The sequence below is a fragment of the Streptomyces sp. NPDC041124 genome (assembly GCF_055592385.1).
The window spans coordinates 1-21,253 of record NZ_JBVIYR010000011.1 but is presented as its reverse complement, the minus strand read 5'-3'; the positions used below and the strand labels follow the sequence as shown (position 1 = coordinate 21,253).

The following is a 21,253-nucleotide window of genomic DNA, read 5'->3' as shown; positions in this document are numbered from 1 at the left end:
AACGGAAGGCGGCCGCCGCCGAGGAGGCCCCCTACGAGGGTAGGCGCCCGCGCGCTCCGCTCACCCCCGGTGACGTTCCGCACGCCGCCCCGCGGCTCACCGCACCTCGATGAAGGCGCCCGCCTCCCGCTCGGGCCGCGGCCGTGGTTCCTCGGCCGGGTGGCCCACCGCGACCGCGCCCATCGGGTCCCAGCCCGCGGGCAGGTCCAGGACCTCGCGGACCACGTCACGGCAGAACATCGTCGACGACACCCACGCCGAGCCCAGCCGCTCCCCGGCGAGCGCCACCAGGAAGTTCTGCACCCCCGCGCCGGTGGCGACCACGAACATCTCCCGCTCGGCCCCGTCCCGCCGCGCGTCCCCGTAGGTGTGTGAGCCGTCCATGACCAGGCACGGCACGACCAGGTACGGCGCGTTGCGCAGCACGTCACCGCGGCGGACGCGCTGGGCGATGGACTCCTCGGTCTTGCCGTCGCGGCGCAGGTCCGCGATCCATGCGTCGCGCATCGCGTCCAGCAGGCGCACGCGTGACGCGGGGGACTCCAGCAGGACGAAGCGCCAGGGTGTGGTGTGGTGCGGGGCCGGGGCCGTCACCGCGGCGGCCACCGCGCGGCGTACCGCGTCCGGGTCGACCGGCTCGTCGGTGAAGGCCCGCACCGTACGGCGCTGGGTCACCGCCTGGCGTACGGCCTCGGAGGTGCCCAGGCGGAACATGTCGTCCCGCGCGCCGCGCACCATCGCCCGCGCGCCCTCGCCGTCGCCGGCCTCCACCATGTGCGGCAGGCCGCGGACGACGGCCACCGGCAGGCCCGAGGCCTTGCCCTTGACCAGGTCGCCCGCCGCGGCGAGCTCGTCGGCGGCGGCGACCACCGTGGCGGCGAGCGGGTTGCCGTACGTGTCGGTGCCCCCGCGCAGGTCGTCCAGCACCCGCACGCCCGCCGCGCCGATCGCCACGTCGGTCAGTCCCGCGCGCCACGGGCGTCCGAAGGTGTCGGTGACGATCACGCCGACCTCGACGCCGAGCGCGTCGCGCAGGCCGGTGCGGATCGCCCGCGCGGAGGCGTCGGGGTCCTCCGGCAGCAGCAGGACCGTGCCGGAGGGGGTGTTGGAGGCGTCGACGCCGGCCGCGGCCATGACCAGGCCCTGCCGGTTCTCCACGATGCGCAGGGGCCCGCGCCGGGCCACCACGCGCACCGTCTCCGCGTCGATCGCCGCCTCCCGGTCGGCCGCCCCGACGATCCTGCCCTCCGCCTTGGAGACGATCTTCGAGGTGACCAGGAGGACGTCGCCGTCGCGCAGGTCCGGCTCGGCGGCCGCGATCAGCTTGGCCAGGTCGTCGCCCGGGCGGATCTCGGGGAGGGCGGGCACGGCCCAGACCCGGTAGCCGGCAGGGCTCATACCGCCCGCACCTCCTCGGCCAGCGTCAGCGCCTCCCGCGCCATCCGCGCGGCCGCGTCGACGTCCGTCATCATCAGCGGGACGGCCCGGCAGCGGATGCCCGCCGCCTCGACGCGCTCCACACAGGCCGCGTCGACCGTGTCGACCAGCCAGCCGTCCAGCAGGCCCGAGCCGTAGTGCTCGGCCACCGCGGGGGCCGTGGACTCCACGCCGACGGCCGCGAGCACCTTGTCGGCCATGCCGCGCACGGGCGCGTCCCCGACGATCGGCGACAGACCGACCACCGGCACGCCCGCGTCGGCGATCGCCTCCCGGATGCCGGGCACGGCGAGGATCGTGCCGATGGAGACCACGGGGTTGGACGGCGGGAAGAGGATCACGTCGGCGCCGGCGATGGCCTCCAGGACACCCGGGGCGGGCTTCGCGTGCTCCGCGCCGACCGGGACGACCGCCTCGGCCGGCACCGAGGCGCGCAGCCGCACCCAGTACTCCTGGAAGTGGACCGCCTTGCGCTCGCCGTCCAACCGCACGGCGACGTGCGTCTCCACGCGGTCGTCCGTCATCGGGACGAGGCGCACCCCCGGCTGCCAGCGGTCGCACAGCGCCTCGGTCACCGCGCTCAGCGGATATCCGGCGGCCATCATCTGCGTCCGCACGATGTGGGTGGCGAAGTCCCGGTCGCCGAGCCCGAACCACTCCGGGCCGACGCCGTACGCCGCGAGTTCCTCCTTGAGGTGGAAGGTCTCGTCGGTCCGTCCCCAGCCCTGCTCCTCGTTGATGCCGCCGCCGAGCGTGTACATCACCGTGTCGAGGTCCGGGCAGACCTTCAGCCCGAAGAGGTGGATGTCGTCCCCGGTGTTGCCGATGACGGTGATCTCCGCGTCCTGCGCGGCCTGCTTCAGACCGCGCAGGAAACGGGCACCGCCGATGCCGCCTGCCAGAACCACAATGCGCATGGGGTCATCCTCGCAGGCCGCTACGGTTCCGCGTCAGGCAGTCACCGGACCGGGGACGGTACGGGCCTCGCACTGCGTCGTGTGCATGGGCATCTCGGTCAGGCCCGGGTAGTAGACGTGCAGGCTGACGGCGGGCTCCAGGGCGTCGTTGGCGACGTCGTGGACGTAGCCGGGCGCGAACACCCGCTGGGCCCCGGCCGCCAGGACACGGGTGCCGCGCTCCGTGCGTTCGGTCAGCGCGCCGTCCAGGACGGTGAGCACGCCGCAGGAGCGGCCGTGGTCGTGCGGTCCGCTGCCCTGGCCGGGCACCCAGGACAGCAGCCACACCTCGTAGCCGGGGCCGGTGCGCAGCCGGTGGTACCACCGGCTGGTGGCGTCGTACGCGACGAGGTGTTCCCACTGGGAGCGGTCCTCGGCGATGGAGCGGGCCAGGCCGGCGAACTCGGCGACGGTGGCCGGGTGCTCGCGCGGCGGCTGGAGCAGGTGGGGGACTTCGAGGATGTCGCCGGCGATCTGGAGGTCGCTGTCGCTGTTCATGGGGTGCGGAGGTTCCTTGGCGGAGAAGCGGCGGGGGGTGGTGTCGCGGCGCGGGGCGCCCGGGTCACGGGCGGGCGGCGGCGACGGATGCCCTGGTGGGAGCGAAGGAAGCGGCGGCTGAGTCGCGTGGACTCAGGCAGTGGCGGGAGCGCGTGGGCTCAACAGCCGGAACAGCGACAGCTACAGCGAGCGCGGGCAGCACCGAGGAACCCGGCGGAGCGGGTCGGGGTGAATGCCTGGTTCGCGAGCATGCCCACTAGGACAGCGGTTCACTCCTTCACTGTCAACTCGACGCCCGTTTCGTGGGACGTGGTTCACCTCATCCGGTTCATCTCGTGGCTGAAAGGTTTGCTCAGTCGTTTCCCGGGACACATGGTGCGCACGGCCGGGCGCCGTCCGCACCGTTGCGATCCCGTGATCCGACTGTGATCCGGCTCCCGGCGGTACGGGTGTCGCAACGAGATCGATCTCTTGGGCGTCTTCCCTGCGGAGGGCCCGTGCGGGACGGGAAACCTTCGCGGGTCCCGCGCATGTGTCAAGGTTTAGGGTGATTTGAACACTTTCCGCTTGGCCTTGGTTCCGCAGAGTGAATAAGGGGCCCAATAGCAGATCTCGGCTTGACTCGCCCGGAGCAGCACACTTGTAATTTCACTCGTGTCGTTCAGCCGGGATCGGTAACGGCTGGATCACGGGGACGCGAAGGACGGACGAGGGGCGCACATGACCGAGCTGGTGCAGCAACTGCTGGTCGACGACGCGGACGAGGAGCTCGGCTGGCAGGAGCGCGCGCTGTGCGCACAGACCGACCCCGAGTCCTTCTTCCCCGAGAAGGGCGGCTCGACCCGGGAGGCCAAGAAGGTCTGTCTCGCCTGTGAGGTCCGCTCCGAGTGCCTGGAGTACGCCCTCGCCAACGACGAGCGTTTCGGCATCTGGGGCGGCCTGTCCGAGCGGGAGCGGCGCCGGCTGAAGAAGGCCGCCGTCTGAGGCGCGGCGCGAGGACGCCGTACGCGCGCCACCGGGCGCCCCTGTCGTTCCAGGCCCGTCGCGGGTGGGTCGTCCACAGGCGGCGGGCCTTCGTGCGCGCCCGACACCCCGTCACCGTCCCCCCGTCGAGACGCTCCGCACCGCCCCGTTCCGTCTGCCGATAGTGTGGTCGCTCGTCCGAGACGCCCCGCCGCCCCCACCGGGCACGGGCGTCCCCCACAGTCCACTGAACCGGGGCCCGTACCTCGATGTCCGTGCACAGCCACCCGGCAGCCCGGCAAGACCTCGCTGCCGCCGCAGGATTCGACCCTGCCCGCCCGCCCGAGTTCCCGCGTCACGTGGTGACCGCGGTCCTCGTCTCCCACGACGGCGCCCGCTGGCTGCCCGACGCGCTCGCCGGGCTGCTCGGCCAGGAGCGCCCGGTCCAGTTCGCCATGGGAGCCGACACCGGCAGCGCGGACGACTCCGCCCGGCTGGTCTCCGAAGCCCTCGGCGACGACCACGTGCTGCACCTCGCCCGGCGCACCGGCTTCGGCCAGGCGGTCGAGGAGTGCAACCGCAGTGCCCCCCACCTCACGCCGGACGACCTGCCGTACCTGAAGCGGCCGAGCGGCTGGGACCCGGCCACCCGCAGCTGGCGCGACGACGCCTACGACCTGCCGGACCTCCCGCACGGCGAACCGGTCCAGTGGCTCTGGCTGTTGCACGACGACTGCGCCCCCGAACCCGACGCGCTGGCCCAGTTGCTGCGCGTCGTGGAGAACGAATACGAACTCGGCCGGGACGACGTGGCCGTCGTCGGCCCCAAACTCCGCGGCTGGTACGACCGCAGGCAGCTCCTCGAGGTCGGCGTCTCCATCGCCGACTCCGGCCGCCGCTGGACCGGCCTGGACCGCCGCGAACAGGACCAGGGCCAGCACGACCACGTACGGCCCGTGCTGTCGGTGTCCACCGCCGGCATGCTGGTCCGCCGCGACGTCTTCGACCGGCTCGGCGGATTCGACCGGCACCTGCCCCTCATGCGCGACGACGTCGACCTGTGCTGGCGCGCCCACTCGGCCGGCCACCGGGTGCTCGTCGCCCCCGACGCGGTCGTGCGGCACGCCGAGGCCGCCTCCCGCGAGCGCCGCGCCGTCGACTGCGTGGGCCGCACCGCCGCCTCCCCGCACAAGGTGGACAAGGCGGGCGCCGTCTACACACTGCTCGTCAACACCCGTAGCGCAGCGCTGCCCTGGGTGCTGTTCCGGGTGGTCCTCGGCACCCTGCTGCGCACCCTCGCCTACCTCGTCGGCAAGGTCCCCGGACAGGCCGTCGACGAGATCCGCGGCCTCATGGGCACCCTGCTGCGCCCCGAACGGATCCTCGCCGGACGGCGCCGGCGCGGCACCCCGGTGACCGACAAGGGCGAGATGCGGCCGCTGTTCCCGCCGCCCGGCGCGACCGTCCGCGTCACCGTGGAGCAGGTCGCCGGCAACCTCGTCGGCCGCTCCGACCCCGAGGTCACCTCCGGTGCCGGACGGCACGGCAGCGCCATCGAGTCCGGACCCGGCGGCGACGACGCCGACTTCCTCGAGGTCGAGCAGTTCGCCCGCCTCAAGCGCATCGCCCACCGGCCCGGCCCGCTCCTCTTCCTGGTACTGCTGCTCGTCTCCCTCGCGGCCTGCCGCCAACTCCTCGGCGGCGGCGCGCTCGCGGGCGGCGCCCTGCTCCCCGCGCCCGCCGACGCGGGTGACCTGTGGGCGCGTCACACCGACGCCTGGCACGCCGTCGGCGCCGGCGGCACCGGATCCGCACCGCCCTACCTGGCCGTCGTGGCGGCCCTCGCCTCCCTCCTGTTCGGCTCCACCGGCCTCGCCGTCACGGTCCTGCTGGTCTGCTCGGTCCCGCTGGCCGGCGCCACCGCGTACTTCGCCTCCCGCCCGCTCGTCCCGTCCCGGCTGCTGCGCGCCTGGGCGGCCGTCGCCTACGCCTTCCTGCCCGCCGCGACCGGCGCCCTGGCCGGCGGCCGCATCGGCACCGCCGTACTCGCCGTGCTGCTGCCGCTCCTCGCCCGCGCGGGCATCGCCGCGAGCGGCCTCACCAACCCGCCGGACGTGCGCGGAAGCTGGCGCGCCACCTGGGCGTACGCGCTGCTGCTCACGATCACCACCGCGTTCACCCCGATCGTGTGGCCCATCGCCCTGGTCCTCGGCGTCGGCGTCCTGGTCCTGCGCAGGACCGACCTCCCGGCGTACGGACCGCGCCTCCTGGCCCAGGTGGGCACCCCCCTCCTCGTCCTCGCACCCTGGTCGCTGTCCCTGCTCCCCTTCGGCTTCTTCCAGGAGGCCGGCCTGGAGTACGGCCCCTCGGCGGCCTCCGCGCTCGACCTGCTCGGCGCGAGCCCGGGCGGCCCCGGCACCTCCGGCGGCCTGCTGCTGATCGGCCTGGTGCTCGCCGCGCTCGCCGCGCTGCTGCGCACCGAACGCCGCACGGCGATCCTCACCGCGTGGGCCGCCGCCCTGGTGGGTCTCGTCTTCGCGGTGCTCTCCAACCACTCCGCCTGGGCGGGCCCCGCGACCCTCGTCTACGGCATCGCCGTCCTGGCCGCCGCCACGCTCGGCGCCGACGGGGCGCGTGCGCGGGTCGCCGAGCAGAGTTTCGGCTGGCGCCAGCCGGTCGCCGCCCTGATCGCCCTCGCCTGCGCGGCCGGCCCGCTGGTCCTGGCCGTCGGGTGGATGATCCGCGGCGCCGACGGGCCCGTGGAGCGGCGCGACCCGGTCCAGGTGCCCGCCTTCGTCGCCGAGGAGAGCGGCACCCGCGACCAGGCCCGCACCCTCGTCCTCGACAGCGACTCCGCCGACCGGGTCGGCTACGTCCTGGTCCGCGGCTCCGGCGCCCGCATGGGCGACGCCGAGACCGCCGCGGTGGACGGCGAGAACAGCCGGCTCGACCAGGTCGTCGCCAACCTCGTCGCCGGCTCCGGCGCCGACCAGGCCGACGAACTCGGCGCCTTCGCCGTCCGCTACGTCCTGGTCCACCCCGGAGCCCCGCGCGAGGTCACCCGCGTCCTGGACGCGACGCCCGGTCTGAGCCGGCTGAGCCAGCAGGCGGGCGGGGCGCTGTGGCGGGTCGACCGGCAGGTCGCCCGCGCGAGCATCGTCCCCGGCAAGGACGGCGCCGGCGAGCCCGTACCCGTCGCCGCGGGCCCGGTCGAGATCCACACCAGGATCCCGAACGGCGCGCAGGGACGCGTCCTGCGCCTGGCCGACACCGCCGACGACGGCTGGACCGCCACCCTCGACGGCGAGCCGCTGTCCCCGACCACGGTCGACGGCTGGGCCCAGGGCTTCGAACTTCCCTCCTCGGGCGGCACGCTGGACGTCACCTACGACGACCCGTTCACCCACACCGCCTGGCTGTGGGCCCAGGGTCTGCTCGCCGTCGTCCTCGTCGTCATGGCCCTGCCGGGCCGGCGCCGCGACGTCGACGACGACCTGCCCGAGGAACCCTCCGTGCCCGCCGAGGCCCTGGCCGGCGAGGGCCGCCGGGCCCGCCGCCTGCGCGCCCAGGCGGAGGCGGAGGGGGAGCCCGCCCCGGAGGGAGCGCCCGCCGACGACGGCTTCCCCGCCCCGCCCGAGCAGCCCCCGGCCCCCGCCCCCGTGCCCCGGCAGCCCGAGTACGGCGACCGGTACGCGGCGCAGCACGCCGGCCACGAAACCGACCCCTACCCGGCCGGCCAGTACCAGCAGTACGGGACGGACGCCTACGGCCGGCCGTACCAGCCGGACCCCTACCAGCAGCAGGGCGGGCAGTACGACCCGTACGCGTACGGCAACCAGCAGCAGTACGACCAGGCGTACCCCCAGGACGGCTACGACCAGAACTACACACAGGGCTACGACACTCCGTACGACCCGCACGGCACGGGCAGTGAGCGTCCCGACGGGAGCCAGCAGTGAACCGCACCACCCTGTCCCTGATCGCGGGCGCGAGCGCGCTCGCCGCCGTCACCGGCTTCGCCGCGCTGTCCTCGCCCGGCGCCGGGGCCGCGAACGAGCCGGCCCGTGCGGCGGCCCAGCTCCCCGTGGAACGCACCGGCCTGCTGTGCCCCCGGCCCAGCACCTCCGACCTGGCCGAGACGACCTACACGTCGTTCACGCCCGTCACCGAGGGCGTGAAGAAGGAGGGCACGGCCGGGTTCGAGCCGGCCACCGGCGAGCCGGGGGCCGGCACCGGGGCCGGCACCGACGACGAGGCGAAGGACGACGAGGCCAAGGACGAGCAGTCGAAGGGCGACGAGGCGAAGGACGAGGAGAAGCCGAAGGGCGACGCCAAGCCCGTGCTGAAGCCCCAAAACCCCGGCACACCGGCCACCGGGAGCGTCTCCGGCGGCGAGGCCCCCGCCCTCGTCGGCACGGCCGAGGGCCGCTTCGCGCCCGGCTGGACCGTGCAGCAGACCACCGAGGTCGCCGCGGGCACCGGCCGGGGCATCCAGGGCGTCACCTGTACGCCCGCCGACACCGAGTTCTGGTTCCCGGGCGCGAGCACCGGTGAGGACCGCACCGACTACGTCCACCTGACCAACCCCGACGACTCCGCGGCGGTCGTGGACATCGAGATCTACGGCAAGGACGGCGCCCTGGAGACGACGGTGGGGGAGGGCATCACCGTCAAGCCGCACGCCTCCGAGCCGGTGCTGCTGTCCACGCTCACCGAGGACAAGCAGACCGACGTGACCGTGCACGTGGTCGTGCGCAGCGGCCGGGTCGGTGCCGCCGTGCAGGCCCTGGACGACAAGCTGGGCGGCGACTGGCTGCCCGCGTCGGCCGACCCCTCGGGCCGCCTGGTCCTGCCCGGCATCCCCGAGGACGCCACCGCCGTGCGCCTGATCGCCTTCACCCCGCGCGACGCCGACGCCGACCTGACGGTGCGCCTCGCCTCCCCCTCCGGCCTGATCACCCCGGCCGGCCACGAGACGCTGCACGTGAAGGGCGGCATGACGACGGCCGTCGACCTCGGCGACATCACCCGCGGCGAGGCGGGCTCCCTGGTGCTGACGGCGCCGGACGGCTCGGTGCCGGTCGTGGCGGCCGTACGGGTGCTGCGCGGCAAGGGCGACCAGCAGGAGTCGGCGTTCATCCCGGCAGCGCGGCCGGTCGGCGCGCGGGCGACAGCAGTGGACAACACCGCCGAGGGCACGACCCTCTCGGTGACCGCGCCCCAGGGCACCGCCAAGGTCAAGGTGACCGCCTCCGCGGGCACGGAGGGCGGCACACCGGCCTCCAAGACGTACACGGTCAAGTCCGGCACGACCCAGAAGATCGAGGCGCCCGTGCCGTCCGGCGGGAAGGGCACGTACGCCCTCACGCTCGAACCCGGGTCGGACACGCCCGTCTACGCGTCCCGCACCCTCGCCTCGACGGAGAGCGGCGTGGCCTTCTTCACCGTCCAGGCGCTCCCGGACGACCGGGGGACGGTGGCGGTGCCGGAGGCGAGCGAGGACCTGTCGGTGCTCCAGCGGTAGCCGAACCCGCCGCTACGGGGAGGGCCGGTCAGTCCTCCCCGTAGCGGGGGTCGACCGTCTCCGGTGTCAGTCCCAGCAGGTCCGCCACCTGCTCGACCACGACCTCGTGGACGAGGGCCGCCCGCTCGTCGCGCCCCTTGGTGCGGATCTCCACGGGCCGCCGGTAGACCACCACGCGTGCCGGCCGCCCGTCGCGGGCGGCGACGGTCCCGCCCAGTGGCACCGGCTCGTCGCTCCAGGCGTCCGTCCCCGCCCCGGCCGGCCGGGGCACGTCCAGCACCAGGAAATCGATGTCGGCGAGCTGCGGCCACCGCCGCTCGAGCCGCTCCACCGAGTCCTGCACCAGATCCGCGAACGTCTCCGCGCGGCTGGCGGCGAGGGGCACCTGGGGCGGTGCGACCGGCCCGCGCATGCCCCGGCCGTGGCGATCACGGCGTCGGGGCCCCGGGCCGGTGGGTCGAGGGGTCACAGGGCTGTCCATCACAGCGAAGGGTAGTCGTCGCACGGGCGCGCCGCCCGACCCCCACACGCCTTCCGGTCGACCCGCGCCCCATGTCACAACATGACCATTCCAGCCAAGGTTGGGCTCGATTCCGTATCTCTCCGGGACCGATGACCTCAAGGTGTTTGACGGTATTTGTGCCAAGTGGTGACCGGAACCGGAACCGGCCGCCCGCCGGGAGTGTCGTGTCCACCCAGGTCAGCAAGGTACGGCCAAAGGGGTATGTGGGGCGTTTCACACCGCGACACGGGGGAGTGACCCGGTGGAGAGTCGTCGCGGCCCGCTCAAGAGTGCGGTACCGTCCAACATCGTGAGCCCTGTACGTCGCTGTTCGCGCACCGCCTGCGGCCGCCCCGCCGTCGCGACGCTGACGTACGTCTACGCCGACTCGACCGCGGTCCTCGGCCCGCTCGCCACCTACGCCGAACCCCACTGCTACGACCTGTGCGCCGAGCACTCCGAGCGCCTCACCGCGCCGCGCGGCTGGGAGGTCGTCCGCCTGCTCGACGGTTCGGCCCCGGCCCAGCCCAGCGGCGACGACCTGGAGGCGCTGGCGAACGCGGTGCGCGAGGCGGCCCGTCCCCAGGAGCGCGCGGCGGGAGCCGGCGGCGGATCCCGCACGGCCGACCCCATGGAGGTCGCGCGCCGCGGCCACCTGCGCGTCCTGCGCTCGCCGGACAACTGACCGGTGCGCGGCGCCCCGCCCGCGCGACAGCGATCACACGAAGCACCGCAGAACCTCACCCTCGCCTGCGCGGCCGCCGGACTGGCGTGCCGCCGGGGCGACTTGCCGCGCACGGTGCCGCCCCGGAGCCTCGGCCTGCTGCTCCTGATGTGCCTGACCGTGGTGGGCCGGAGCACGCCGGTGCTCGGGTGGATGCCGCCGTGGACCTCGCGCGGCCCCGAGGGCGTACGGGTGGCCGCGACGGGGCCGTCACCCCCTACGGGTAGTTTGTGGTGACCGAGTGACCGACAGGACCTCCGGAAGGGCTGGCCGTGGCTGCTGATCTGTCGCAGATCGTGAAGGCGTACGACGTGCGCGGGGTCGTCCCCGACCAGTGGGACGAGACGCTCGCCGAGCTCTTCGGCGCCGCCTTCGCCCGGGTGACCGGCGCGAGGGCCATCGTCACCGGCCACGACATGCGGCCCTCCTCGCCCGGACTGTCGGCCGCGTTCGCGCGGGGCGCGGCGGCACACGGCGTCGACGTGACCGAGATCGGCCTGTGCTCGACCGACCAGCTCTACTACGCCTCGGGCGCCCTGGACCTGCCGGGCGCGATGTTCACCGCCTCGCACAACCCGGCGCAGTACAACGGCATCAAGCTGTGCCGCGCGGGAGCCGCACCGGTCGGCCAGGACACCGGGCTCGCGCAGATCCGGGAACTCGTCGAGCGGTGGACCGACTCCGGCGCCCCGGAGCCGGCCGCCGCCACCCCGGGAACGGTCACCCGGCGCGACACACTGGACGACTACGCCGCACACCTGCGCTCGCTCGTCGACCTGACCTCGATCCGCCCCCTGAAGGTCGTCGTCGACGCGGGCAACGGCATGGGAGGACACACCGTGCCGACGGTCCTCGCCGGCCTGCCGCTCACCGTCGTCCCGATGTACTTCGAACTCGACGGCACCTTCCCCAACCACGAGGCCAACCCCCTCGACCCGGCCAACCTCGTCGACCTGCGCAAGCGGGTCCGCGAGGAGGACGCCGACCTCGGCCTCGCCTTCGACGGCGACGCCGACCGCTGCTTCGTCGTCGACGAGCGGGGCGAGCCGGTCTCCCCGTCCGCGATCACCGCCCTGGTCGCCTCCCGCGAACTGGCCCGCAACGGCGGCAAGGGCACGATCATCCACAACCTGATCACGTCCTGGTCGGTCCCCGAGGTCGTGCGGGAGAACGGCGGCACCCCCGAACGCACCCGCGTCGGCCACTCCTTCATCAAGGCCGAGATGGCCAGGACCGGCGCGATCTTCGGCGGCGAACACTCCGCGCACTACTACTTCCGCGACTTCTGGAACGCCGACACCGGCATGCTCGCCGCCCTGCACGTCCTCGCCGCCCTCGGCGGCCAGCAGGGCACCCTGTCCGCCCTGGTCGACCAGTACGACCGCTACGTCGGCTCCGGTGAGATCAACTCCACCGTCGACGACCAGACCGCCCGCCTCGCCGCGATCAGGGCCGCCTACGAAGGCCGCGAGGGCATCACCCTGGACGACCTGGACGGCCTCACCGTCACCGCCGCCGACTGGTGGTTCAACGTCCGCCCCTCCAACACGGAACCCCTCCTCCGCCTGAACGCGGAGGCCCGCGACGAGGCCACCCTGACAACCATCCGCGACAAGGCCCTCCACCTCATCAGATCCTGACCCCACCCCCTCCCTCCCACGGTCAGTCCCCCCACCGGGTCGAGCGGGCGCCCGCCTCCCGTCTCCGCGGTCAGTCGCCCCGCGGAGGCGACGCGGGGTACCTGCCTCCCGTCTCCGCGGGCAGTCGTGCCGCTGGCGGTGGGGGAGGGTGGGCGCGACGGCACCCCGCCGGCGCCGGGCTGCGCCACCCACCCCCGCCCAGCTCCCACGCCCGGCACCGCACAACCCCGCCCACCCCGCCTCCGACCCCCCACCGGCGGTACCCTGACCAGCACATCCACCCAGCGAAGGAACCCCATGCCCCTCGAAGCCGGCCTCCTCGACATCCTCGCCTGCCCGGCCTGCCACTCCCCCCTCAAGGAGCAGGACACCGAGCTGACCTGCACAAGCCAGGACTGCGGCCTCGCCTACCCCGTCCGCGACGGCATCCCCGTCCTCCTCGTCGACGAGGCCCGCCGCCCCGCGTAGATCGCCCTGCGCACGCGCAGAACGCACGCGCACCGCGCACCGCACACAACGCACCGCGTAAGAGCGCCCCGCGCATCACGCACCGCGCACCGGGTACACCGCGCACCGACGCCGCCCCGCCGATCGGAGATCGGAGATCGGAGCCTGCCGCCCATGCTCGACGAATCGCTGCTCGACTCACCGGAGGGCCTCGCCGAGGCCGACCGCCGCGCCCTGCTCCGCGGCGCCGCCGAAGCCGGCGCCCGGGTCCGCACCGCCGCGCGGCACGCCGCCGAGGCCGGCGTCAACAACCTCGAACCCGACGGCCGCCCGCGTGCCGTACTCATCGCCGGTCCCGGCGCCGCCGCCACCCAGGCCGCCGACCTCCTCGGCACCCTGGCCGGTGCCGGCAGCCCGGTCACACGGCTCGCCCCCACCGGCGTCGCCCCCGCGGCGGGCGCCCTGCGCTGGGAACTGCCCGGCTGGGCCGGCTCCGTGGACCTGCTCCTCATCGCCACCCCGGACGGCACCGAACCCGGCCTGTCCGTGCTCTTCGAGCAGGCGTACCGCCGCGGCTGCACCGTCGTCGCCGTCGCCCCCGCCCGCACCCCCCTCGCCGAGGCGGTCTCCGGTTCCCACGGGCTGTTCGTCCCCATGGCCGCCGCGCCCTACGACCAGGACGAACCCCTCGCGGCCGCCGCCCCCGGCGTGCTGTGGGCGCTGCTGACCCCCCTGCTCGCGCTCCTGGACCGTACGGGCCTGCTCTCGGCCCCGCCGGAAGCCCTGGAGAGGGTCGCCGACCGCCTCGACGGCATCGCCGAGCGCTGCGGCCCGGCCATCGTGACGTACAGCAACCCCGCCAAGACCCTGGCCGCGGAACTCGCCGACAGCCTGCCCGTCGTCTGGACCGAGGGCGTCTCGGCCGGCCCCGCCGGCCGCCGCTTCGCCGCCGCGCTCGCCGAACTGTCCGGTACCCCCGCCGTCGTGGCCGAGCTGCCCGAGGCCCTCGCCGCGCACAGCGCCCTGCTCGCCGGCCCGCTCGCCGCCAGCGCCGACCCGGACGACTTCTTCCGCGACCGCGTCGAGGAGGCACCCGCCCTGCACGCGCGCGTGGTGCTGCTGCGTGACCGCCCCACCGGCGGCCTCACCGCCGCCCCCGCCGCCCGCGAACTGGCCCTCACGCACGACACGCCGGTCAGCGAGCTGGAACCGGAGGCGGGCGGCGAACTGGAGACCCTCGCGGAACTGATCGCCGTCACGGATTTCGCCGCCGTTTACCTGGCGCTCGCCTCTGGAGCCTGATCATGCCCGGGACCCCCTGACGTCACGCACGAGAACCGGCAGAAGGAACGCAGAGAACGCCATGGACCGCCTGGAGAACACCATCCGCCCCTACGCCTGGGGTTCCACCACCGCCATCCCGCGGCTGCTCGGCACCGAGCCCAGCGGCGAGCCGCAGGCGGAGATGTGGATGGGCGCCCACACCGGCGCACCCTCGCGCACCGGCCGGGGCACGCTCGTCGAGCTCATCGAGGCGGCCCCGGAGAGGGAACTCGGCCCCGAGGCCGTCGCCAAGTTCGGCCCCCGGCTGCCCTTCCTCCTCAAGCTGCTGGCCGCCGGATCCCCGCTCTCCCTCCAGGTCCACCCCGACCTGGCCCAGGCGGAGGCGGGTCACGCCGACGAGGAGCGCCGGGGCGTCCCCGTCACCGCCCCGCACCGCAACTACCGGGACGCCAACCACAAGCCGGAACTGGTGTGCGCCCTCACCGAGTTCGACGGCCTGTGCGGCTTCCGCGACCCGCTGCGCGCCGCCGCACTCCTCGACGGCCTCGGTGTGGACTCCCTCAAGCCGTACGTGGACCTGCTGCACGCCCAGCCCGAGGAGGCGGCCCTGCGCGAGGTCCTCACCGCGGTCCTCACCGCCGACCCCGAGGAGATGGCCCGCACGGTCGCCGAGACCGCCGCCGCCTGCGACCGCCTCGGCGGCGACTACGCCCCGTACGCCGGCATCGCCCACCACTACCCGGGCGACCCCGGAGTCATCGCCGCGATGCTCCTCAACCACGTGCGGCTCCAGCCCGGCGAGGCACTCTTCCTCGGCGCCGGAGTCCCGCACGCCTACCTCGACGGCCTCGCCGTCGAGATCATGGCCAACTCCGACAACGTCCTGCGCTGCGGCCTGACCCCCAAGCACGTCGACGTCCCCGAACTCCTGCGCATCGTCCGCTTCGAGGCCCGCGACCCCGGCGTCCTGCGCCCCGAGGCCGGCCCCGACGGCGAGGAGGTCTACGAGACCCCCATCGACGAGTTCCGCCTCTCCCGCTACGTCCTTCCCGAGTCGGGCGCCGTCCACGACCTCACCCTCACCACCCCGCAGATCCTGCTCTGCACCGCGGGCTCCGTCCGCGCGGGCGAGCACGAACTGTCCCCGGGCACCTCGGTGTTCGTCCCCGCGGGTGAGAAGGCGGAAGTGGCGGGTACGGGGACGCTGTTCAGGGCCACGGTCATCGCCTGACCCGGCCCTGCCGACGATCCGACACGCCGACGCCGGGACCGGCTGCAACAATGTCCCACCGTCACACGACGGACCAGGCCCCGGGCGGCGTACGCACGCCCGCCCGGGCATCCACACGGCGTACGAAGGGACAACGCGAACACATGAGCGCGTCAGGCGGCACCAAAGCGATCGTGGCGGCACTCGCCGCCAACCTCGCGATCGCGGTAGCGAAGTTCGTGGCGTTCCTCTTCAGCGGATCGTCGTCGATGCTCGCCGAGTCCGTGCACTCGCTCGCCGACTCCGGCAACCAGGGCCTGCTGCTGGTCGGCGGCAAGCGGGCCCAGCGCCAGGCGACCCCGCAACATCCCTTCGGCTACGGCCGCGAGCGCTACATCTACGCCTTCCTCGTCTCCATCGTGCTCTTCTCGGTCGGCGGCATGTTCGCCCTCTACGAGGGCTACGAGAAGATCAAGCACCCGCACGAGCTGACGCACTGGTACTGGCCGGTCGGCGTCCTCGTCTTCGCGATCATCGCGGAGTGCTTCTCCTTCCGCACCGCCATCAAGGAGTCCAACGTCCTGCGCGGCAACCGCTCCTGGAAGGAGTTCGTCCGCCACTCGAAGGCTCCGGAACTGCCGGTCGTGCTCCTGGAGGACCTCGGTGCGCTCGTCGGCCTGGTTCTCGCCCTCGGCGGTGTCGGCATGGCCCTGGCCACCGGGGAGAGCGTCTGGGACGGCATCGGCACCCTCTGCATCGGCGTCCTGCTCATCCTGATCGCCCTCGTCCTCGCCGTCGAGACCAAGTCCCTGCTGCTCGGTGAGGCCGCCGGCCCCGAGGAGACCCGGAAGATCGAGGCCGCCGCCGTCGACGGCGACACCGTCACCCGCATCATCCACATGCGCACCCTGCACATCGGCCCCGAGGAACTGCTGGTCGCGGCGAAGATCGCCGTCCGTCACGACGACACGGCCACCGAGATCGCCACCGCCATCGACGCCGCCGAGTCCCGTATCCGCGAGGCCGTCCCGATCGCCCGCGTGATCTACCTCGAGCCCGACGTCTACAGCGAGGCGGAAGCCGCCAAGGGCCCCGACCCCCAGGCCACTCCCGGCGGCCCCACCCAGCCGGACACCGCTCACTAGGTGCGCCGGACCCGCCGCCCCCGCACGACACGCCCGGGCAGGCGGCCCCCAGAACGGCCTGATGTGTACGCGGCCGGACTGGGGGCCGCCCGGCCCGGCGGTGTAGCTTGGGACGGAGCCAGACGTCGCTGCTGATGGCGGTCGGGCGGTCCCCCGGGGACCGGCCGAGGGAGAGAGGGCCTCCGACGGACTGCGCTGCGCGCACCGGGCATGCCTGTGTCCTCTTCGGGCACCCCTGTGTCCGCCGCCGCGCAGACCAGCCCTACCCGCCTCGACCCCTACACCGAGGAGCAGCCCGCAATGACGACTGTCGACAACCGGCAGGACTTCAAGGTCGCCGATCTCTCCCTGGCCGAGTTCGGCCGCAAGGAGATCACCCTCGCCGAGCACGAGATGCCCGGCCTGATGGCCATCCGCGAGGAGTACGCCGAGGCCCAGCCGCTGGCCGGCGCCCGCGTCACCGGATCCCTGCACATGACCGTGCAGACCGCCGTCCTCATCGAGACCCTGGTCGCCCTCGGCGCCCGCGTCCGCTGGGCGTCCTGCAACATCTTCTCCACCCAGGACCACGCCGCGGCCGCCATCGCCGTGGGCCCCGACGGCACGCCCGACAACCCCCGCGGCGTCCCGGTCTTCGCCTGGAAGGGCGAGACCCTCGAGGAGTACTGGTGGTGCACCGAGCAGGCGCTGACCTGGCCGGACAGCCCCACCGGCGGCCCCAACATGATCCTCGACGACGGTGGTGACGCCACCCTCCTCGTCCACAAGGGCGTCGAGTACGAGAAGGACGGCAAGGCGCCCTCGCCCGACACCGCCGAGTCCGACGAGCACCGCGTCATCCTCGAACTGCTCAACCGCACCCTGGGCGAGGACCCGCAGAAGTGGACCCAGCTCGCCTCCGAGATCCGCGGGGTCACCGAGGAGACCACGACCGGCGTCCACCGCCTGTACGAGATGCAGCGCGACGGCACCCTCCTCTTCCCGGCGATCAACGTCAACGACGCGGTCACCAAGTCGAAGTTCGACAACAAGTACGGCTGCCGCCACTCCCTCATCGACGGCATCAACCGCGCCACGGACACCCTCATCGGCGGCAAGACCGCCGTCGTGTTCGGCTACGGCGACGTGGGCAAGGGGTGCGCGGAGTCCCTGCGCGGCCAGGGCGCCCGCGTGATCATCACCGAGATCGACCCGATCTGCGCCCTGCAGGCGGCGATGGACGGATACCAGGTCACGACCCTCGACGAGGTCGTCGACAAGGCCGACATCTTCGTCACCACGACGGGCAACAAGGACATCATCATGGCCTCGGACATGGCCAAGATGAAGCACCAGGCCATCGTGGGCAACATCGGCCACTTCGACAACGAGATCGACATGGCCGGCCTCGCCAGGATCCCCGGCATCGTCAAGGACGAGATCAAGCCGCAGGTCCACACCTGGACCTTCCCCGACGGCAAGAAGATCATCGTCCTCTCCGAGGGCCGCCTGTTGAACCTGGGCAACGCGACCGGCCACCCGTCGTTCGTGATGTCCAACTCCTTCGCGGACCAGACGCTGGCCCAGATCGAGCTGTTCACCAAGCCCGACGAGTACCCGACCGGCGTCTACGTGCTGCCCAAGCACCTCGACGAGAAGGTCGCCCGCCTCCACCTCGACGCGCTCGGCGTGAAGCTGACCACGCTCCGTCCCGAGCAGGCCGAGTACATCGGCGTCCAGGTCGAGGGCCCGTACAAGTCGGACCACTACCGCTACTGAGCCGACGCTCCCGGCGCGGGGAGCACGTCCGCACCGGACGCGCTCCCCGGCAGCAGGACCATCGAGGCAGGCCCCCCGCACCCCCGTGCCGGGGGGCCTGCCCCATGGACGGACCGGAGACCCGGCCCAGCCCGTCACGACCCAGGACCCCCATGCCCCGCGGCCGCTATTCGCTCCACGATCCGCACGATCACACCCCCCTCGCCGACGAACACTTCCACTGCGCCCCCGGCCCCTCCGGCTGGCGCTACGTCTCCCAGCTCACCGCCCCCTCGGGCGACCACCTCGGCTCGGTCGACCTCGCCCTGGACGAACTGGGCCGCCCCATCCGCCTCGAACTGCACGCCGCGAGCTGGCAGGTCCGCGGCGCCGCCCTCGACGGCGTCACCTGGGTCCGCACCGACCCCACCGGAACCCACGCCACCGAAGGCAATGCGCGCGCCCACGCCTTCACCGGCTCGTCCCCCGCGTTCCTCGTCGCCACCGCCCGTCTCCTGCGCCTGACCCCCTCCTCCGCGGCCACCCGCGTACGCCTGGTCGCCCTCACCGACCCGGTCCTCGCCCCGCGCACCCTGGACCAGTCCTGGGCACTGGTGAGCAGAGAAACACACACCACTGACAACGGCCCCCTGACCGTCGACGCATACCAGGTCACAGCCCTGGACACTGGTGAGCAGCACGCCGTGCACCTCGCCGGCGACGTGGTCCTCGCCGCACCCGGAATCGAGCTGGAGGACCTCGAGTCACCCCCGTCGGTCTTCGGCTGACCGGCCCTTCCCGGGGCGCCCGGCTCCCTACGCCGGCGGGACGAACCCCGTCGACGGCCGCTCGGCAGGCACGTCCGCCGCGGGCACGGCTCCCGGATCAGCCGGTGGAGCGGACGGCCGCGCGTCCGGCGGCACGGCCACGGCGGGACCGACCGGGTGCTGTCCCGGCGGGGCCGGGAACGCGGCCACACCCGCCGGACGGGCGGCACCGGCCTGCCCGCCCCCCACCGCGCTGCCTTCCCCGAACGCCCGACGCGCCTCCCGGGCCTGCCGCTCCTGCAGCACCGCCGCCAGATACGCGGCGGCCGGCACCCCCGGCGGCACCGGCGTCCCGGTGCGCTCCGCCAGGTCCGTGGACAGCCGCTCCGCCATCGACCAGCCGACCGCCGGATCCAGCTGCCGCATCCGCGTCAGGTACTGGCGCACGGCGAGCCACAGACCGTCCGGCACCGCCGACAGGTCGAGCCCCGTGAAACGCCCGGCGAGCCACGGCGGGGGCGGCGGCACGAAACCCGCCTGCCCGGCCGGCACCCGCTCCCGCACGACCAGCGTCCCCGCGAACACGTCCCCGAGCCGCCTGCCACGCGCCGATACCAGCGAGGCGATGCAGGCCACGACCCCGAGCGTCATCAGGATCTCGATCACACCGATCAGACCCCGCACCAGCGCGTGCCGGAACCTGATCGGCCCACCGTCGTCCCGCACCACCCGCAGCCCGCACGCCATCTTGCCGAGCGACCGCCCGTGGCTGAGCGTCTCGACCAGGATCGGCCCGCCCACCAGCACCAGGACGAACGCGGCGATCGATATCGCCGTCCGCGCCGCCTCGTCCAAGGAGGCCGTGGCCGCCACGAGGCCGATCGTCACCGCGATGTACGCGGCCACGGCGACCGCCAGATCGAGCAGCACGGCCAGCGCCCTGCTGGGCAGCCTCGCGGGGCGCACTTCCAGCGCCACCGCCTCGCCCGTCACCAGCTCACTCACGCCCGCCGCCCTTCCCTGGCCTGCCCCGAACACCGCCAGTCTGCCAAGCTGATGACCCGACCGCCGACGAACACCGAGGAGCAGGCACACCGATGGACCTCGACGTCTTCGTCTCCGCCCACCGCGCGGAGTGGGACCGCCTCGACGCCCTCCTCAGGCGCCGGCGCCGCCTCACCGGCGCCGAGGCCGACGAACTCGTCGTCCTCTACCAGCGTGCCGCCACCCATCTCTCCCTCATCCAGTCGGCCGCTCCCGATCCGCAGCTGACCGGCCGGCTCAGCCAGCTCGTGGGACGCGCGCGCAGCGCCGTGACGGGCACCCGCCGGGCGTCCTGGCGGGACGTCACGCACTTCCTGACCCACAGCTTCCCCGCCGCCGTCTACCGGTCGCGACACTGGTGGGTGCCCACAGCCCTGCTCTCCACGGCGGTGGCGGCACTGCTCGGCTGGTGGATAGGCACGCACCCCGACGTGCAGGCGTCCATCGCCGCCCCCAGCGAACTGCGCGAGCTCACCCGTCCCGGCGGTCAGTACGAGACGTACTACTCGAGCAATCCCGCCGCGTCCTTCGCCGCCCAGGTGTGGACGAACAACGCCTGGGCCGCCGCCCTCTGCCTCATCCTGGGTGTCTTCCTGGGCCTGCCGGTCCTGTGGATCCTCTTCCAGAACATGCTCAACCTAGGGGTCGGATTCGGTCTGATGTCCTCCGCCGGCCGTCTCGACACCTTCCTCGGCCTCGTGCTGCCGCACGGCCTGCTCGAGCTCACCGCCGTCTTCGTCGCCGCGGGCACCGGCCTCCGTCTCGGCTGGACCGTCATCGACCCTGGCCCCCGCACCCGGCGCACGGCCCTCGCCGAGGAGGGCCGGGCAGCGCTTGCCATGGCGATCGGCCTCGCCCTCGTCCTGTTCGTGTCGGGCGCCATCGAAGGCTTCGTCACTCCGTCGGGCCTGCCCACCTGGGCGCGCATCACCATCGGCGTCGTCGCCGAGCTGGCCTTCCTGGCCTACGTCTATGTCGTGGGCGGACGCGCGGCGCGGGCCGGCGAAACGGGCGACCTCGTGGAGTCCGAGCGCGGCGCCGCCCTGCCCACGGCCGCCTGATGTGCGGAGCAGCCCGTCGAGCTGCTAGTCTCCTCTTCGCCCCGCAGGAGCCGTTGACACGGACCGTGTGGGGAGGTAGATTTGAACAGTTGCCTGGAGACGGGGTCTCACCCCGGAGGGCGACCGTGAACATCTAGTCGCTTCCCGACGGACATTGACTCCGCGGAAGCACCGTCCGATAAATCGGAAAACGAAGGCCGGTAAGTCCGCCCTGAAACTTCTGATAAAGTCGGAACCGCCGGAAAGGGAAACGCGAAAGCGGGAACCTGGAAAGCACCGAGGAAATCGGATCGGAAAGATCTGATAGAGTCGGA

At 73.4% G+C, this 21,253-nt stretch carries 17 protein-coding genes; 12 read left to right on the top strand and 5 right to left on the bottom strand.

All coding sequences use genetic code 11. From position 1 onward, the window contains the following. Window positions 1-96: 96 nt before the first annotated feature. The 3 genes from ACZ6A9_RS26755 to ACZ6A9_RS26745 are packed head-to-tail and all read right to left on the bottom strand — an operon-like array spanning window position 97 to window position 2,891. Window positions 97-1,398 carry a coenzyme F420-0:L-glutamate ligase gene (locus ACZ6A9_RS26755; protein WP_468990053.1) on the bottom strand — a complete coding sequence of 434 codons (1,302 nt, stop codon included), beginning with the start codon at window positions 1,396-1,398 and terminating at the stop codon, window positions 97-99. Next, on the bottom strand, window positions 1,395-2,354 hold the full coding sequence (gene cofD, locus ACZ6A9_RS26750; protein ID WP_468990050.1) for a 2-phospho-L-lactate transferase: 960 nt from the start codon (window positions 2,352-2,354) through the stop codon (window positions 1,395-1,397). Before cofD ends, ACZ6A9_RS26755 begins: the two co-directional genes overlap by 4 nt. A gap of 33 nt (window positions 2,355-2,387) precedes the next feature. Continuing rightward, the gene (locus ACZ6A9_RS26745; protein WP_468990047.1) at window positions 2,388-2,891 is read right to left on the bottom strand and encodes a cysteine dioxygenase; all 504 of its coding nucleotides are present in this window, start codon (window positions 2,889-2,891) and stop codon (window positions 2,388-2,390) included. A 720-nt stretch (window positions 2,892-3,611) separates the two neighbouring features. Here ACZ6A9_RS26745 and ACZ6A9_RS26740 point away from each other — a divergent pair. From ACZ6A9_RS26740 to ACZ6A9_RS26730, 3 genes are all read left to right on the top strand, one after another. Beyond that, the gene (locus tag ACZ6A9_RS26740) at window positions 3,612-3,875 is read left to right on the top strand and encodes a WhiB family transcriptional regulator (RefSeq protein ID WP_003975777.1); all 264 of its coding nucleotides are present in this window, start codon (window positions 3,612-3,614) and stop codon (window positions 3,873-3,875) included. Window positions 3,876-4,213: 338 nt separating this feature from the next. Beyond that, on the top strand, window positions 4,214-7,813 hold the full coding sequence (locus ACZ6A9_RS26735; protein WP_468990758.1) for a glycosyltransferase: 3,600 nt from the start codon (window positions 4,214-4,216) through the stop codon (window positions 7,811-7,813). Next, a complete protein-coding gene (locus tag ACZ6A9_RS26730; RefSeq protein ID WP_468990042.1) occupies window positions 7,810-9,378 on the top strand; it encodes a DUF5719 family protein in 1,569 nt (522 codons plus the stop codon). Before ACZ6A9_RS26735 ends, ACZ6A9_RS26730 begins: the two co-directional genes overlap by 4 nt. Before the next feature lie 28 nt (window positions 9,379-9,406). Here the strand turns inward: ACZ6A9_RS26730 and ACZ6A9_RS26725 are convergent, their stop codons facing one another. Next, complete coding sequence (locus tag ACZ6A9_RS26725) at window positions 9,407-9,859, bottom strand: metallopeptidase family protein (RefSeq protein ID WP_468990039.1); 453 nt, start codon at window positions 9,857-9,859, stop codon at window positions 9,407-9,409. A gap of 283 nt (window positions 9,860-10,142) precedes the next feature. Here ACZ6A9_RS26725 and ACZ6A9_RS26720 point away from each other — a divergent pair, with 283 nt between their 5' ends. From ACZ6A9_RS26720 to ACZ6A9_RS26685, 8 genes are all read left to right on the top strand, one after another. Then, window positions 10,143-10,565: a DUF3499 domain-containing protein gene (locus ACZ6A9_RS26720; RefSeq protein ID WP_040907000.1), complete on the top strand. Its 423-nt coding sequence runs from the start codon at window positions 10,143-10,145 to the stop codon at window positions 10,563-10,565. A gap of 311 nt (window positions 10,566-10,876) precedes the next feature. Next, a complete protein-coding gene (locus ACZ6A9_RS26715) occupies window positions 10,877-12,244 on the top strand; it encodes a phosphomannomutase/phosphoglucomutase (RefSeq protein ID WP_468990035.1) in 1,368 nt (455 codons plus the stop codon). 297 nt (window positions 12,245-12,541) lie between these two features. Continuing rightward, window positions 12,542-12,712 (top strand): Trm112 family protein, encoded by a 171-nt coding sequence (locus ACZ6A9_RS26710; RefSeq protein ID WP_468990030.1) that lies wholly within the window; start codon window positions 12,542-12,544, stop codon window positions 12,710-12,712. Between the two features lie 153 nt (window positions 12,713-12,865). Then, window positions 12,866-13,993 carry an SIS domain-containing protein gene (locus ACZ6A9_RS26705; protein WP_468990028.1) on the top strand — a complete coding sequence of 376 codons (1,128 nt, stop codon included), beginning with the start codon at window positions 12,866-12,868 and terminating at the stop codon, window positions 13,991-13,993. 61 nt (window positions 13,994-14,054) lie between these two features. Further along, window positions 14,055-15,206 carry a mannose-6-phosphate isomerase, class I gene (gene manA, locus ACZ6A9_RS26700; protein WP_468990024.1) on the top strand — a complete coding sequence of 384 codons (1,152 nt, stop codon included), beginning with the start codon at window positions 14,055-14,057 and terminating at the stop codon, window positions 15,204-15,206. Window positions 15,207-15,349: 143 nt separating this feature from the next. Beyond that, a complete protein-coding gene (locus ACZ6A9_RS26695; protein WP_468990021.1) occupies window positions 15,350-16,330 on the top strand; it encodes a cation diffusion facilitator family transporter in 981 nt (326 codons plus the stop codon). 300 nt (window positions 16,331-16,630) lie between these two features. After that, the gene (gene ahcY, locus ACZ6A9_RS26690) at window positions 16,631-18,088 is read left to right on the top strand and encodes an adenosylhomocysteinase (RefSeq protein ID WP_468990019.1); all 1,458 of its coding nucleotides are present in this window, start codon (window positions 16,631-16,633) and stop codon (window positions 18,086-18,088) included. A 152-nt stretch (window positions 18,089-18,240) separates the two neighbouring features. Continuing rightward, window positions 18,241-18,855, top strand: a complete 615-nt coding sequence (locus ACZ6A9_RS26685) for a hypothetical protein (RefSeq protein ID WP_468990015.1) — start codon at window positions 18,241-18,243, stop codon at window positions 18,853-18,855. Window positions 18,856-18,882: 27 nt separating this feature from the next. Here ACZ6A9_RS26685 and ACZ6A9_RS26680 read toward each other — a convergent pair whose 3' ends face one another. Then, the gene (locus ACZ6A9_RS26680) at window positions 18,883-19,839 is read right to left on the bottom strand and encodes an RDD family protein (RefSeq protein WP_468990011.1); all 957 of its coding nucleotides are present in this window, start codon (window positions 19,837-19,839) and stop codon (window positions 18,883-18,885) included. Between the two features lie 92 nt (window positions 19,840-19,931). On the opposite strand from ACZ6A9_RS26680, the gene ACZ6A9_RS26675 reads away from it, so the two are divergent. Continuing rightward, window positions 19,932-20,939, top strand: a complete 1,008-nt coding sequence (locus ACZ6A9_RS26675; RefSeq protein ID WP_468990008.1) for a stage II sporulation protein M — start codon at window positions 19,932-19,934, stop codon at window positions 20,937-20,939. The last annotated feature ends 314 nt before the right edge of the window (window positions 20,940-21,253 follow it).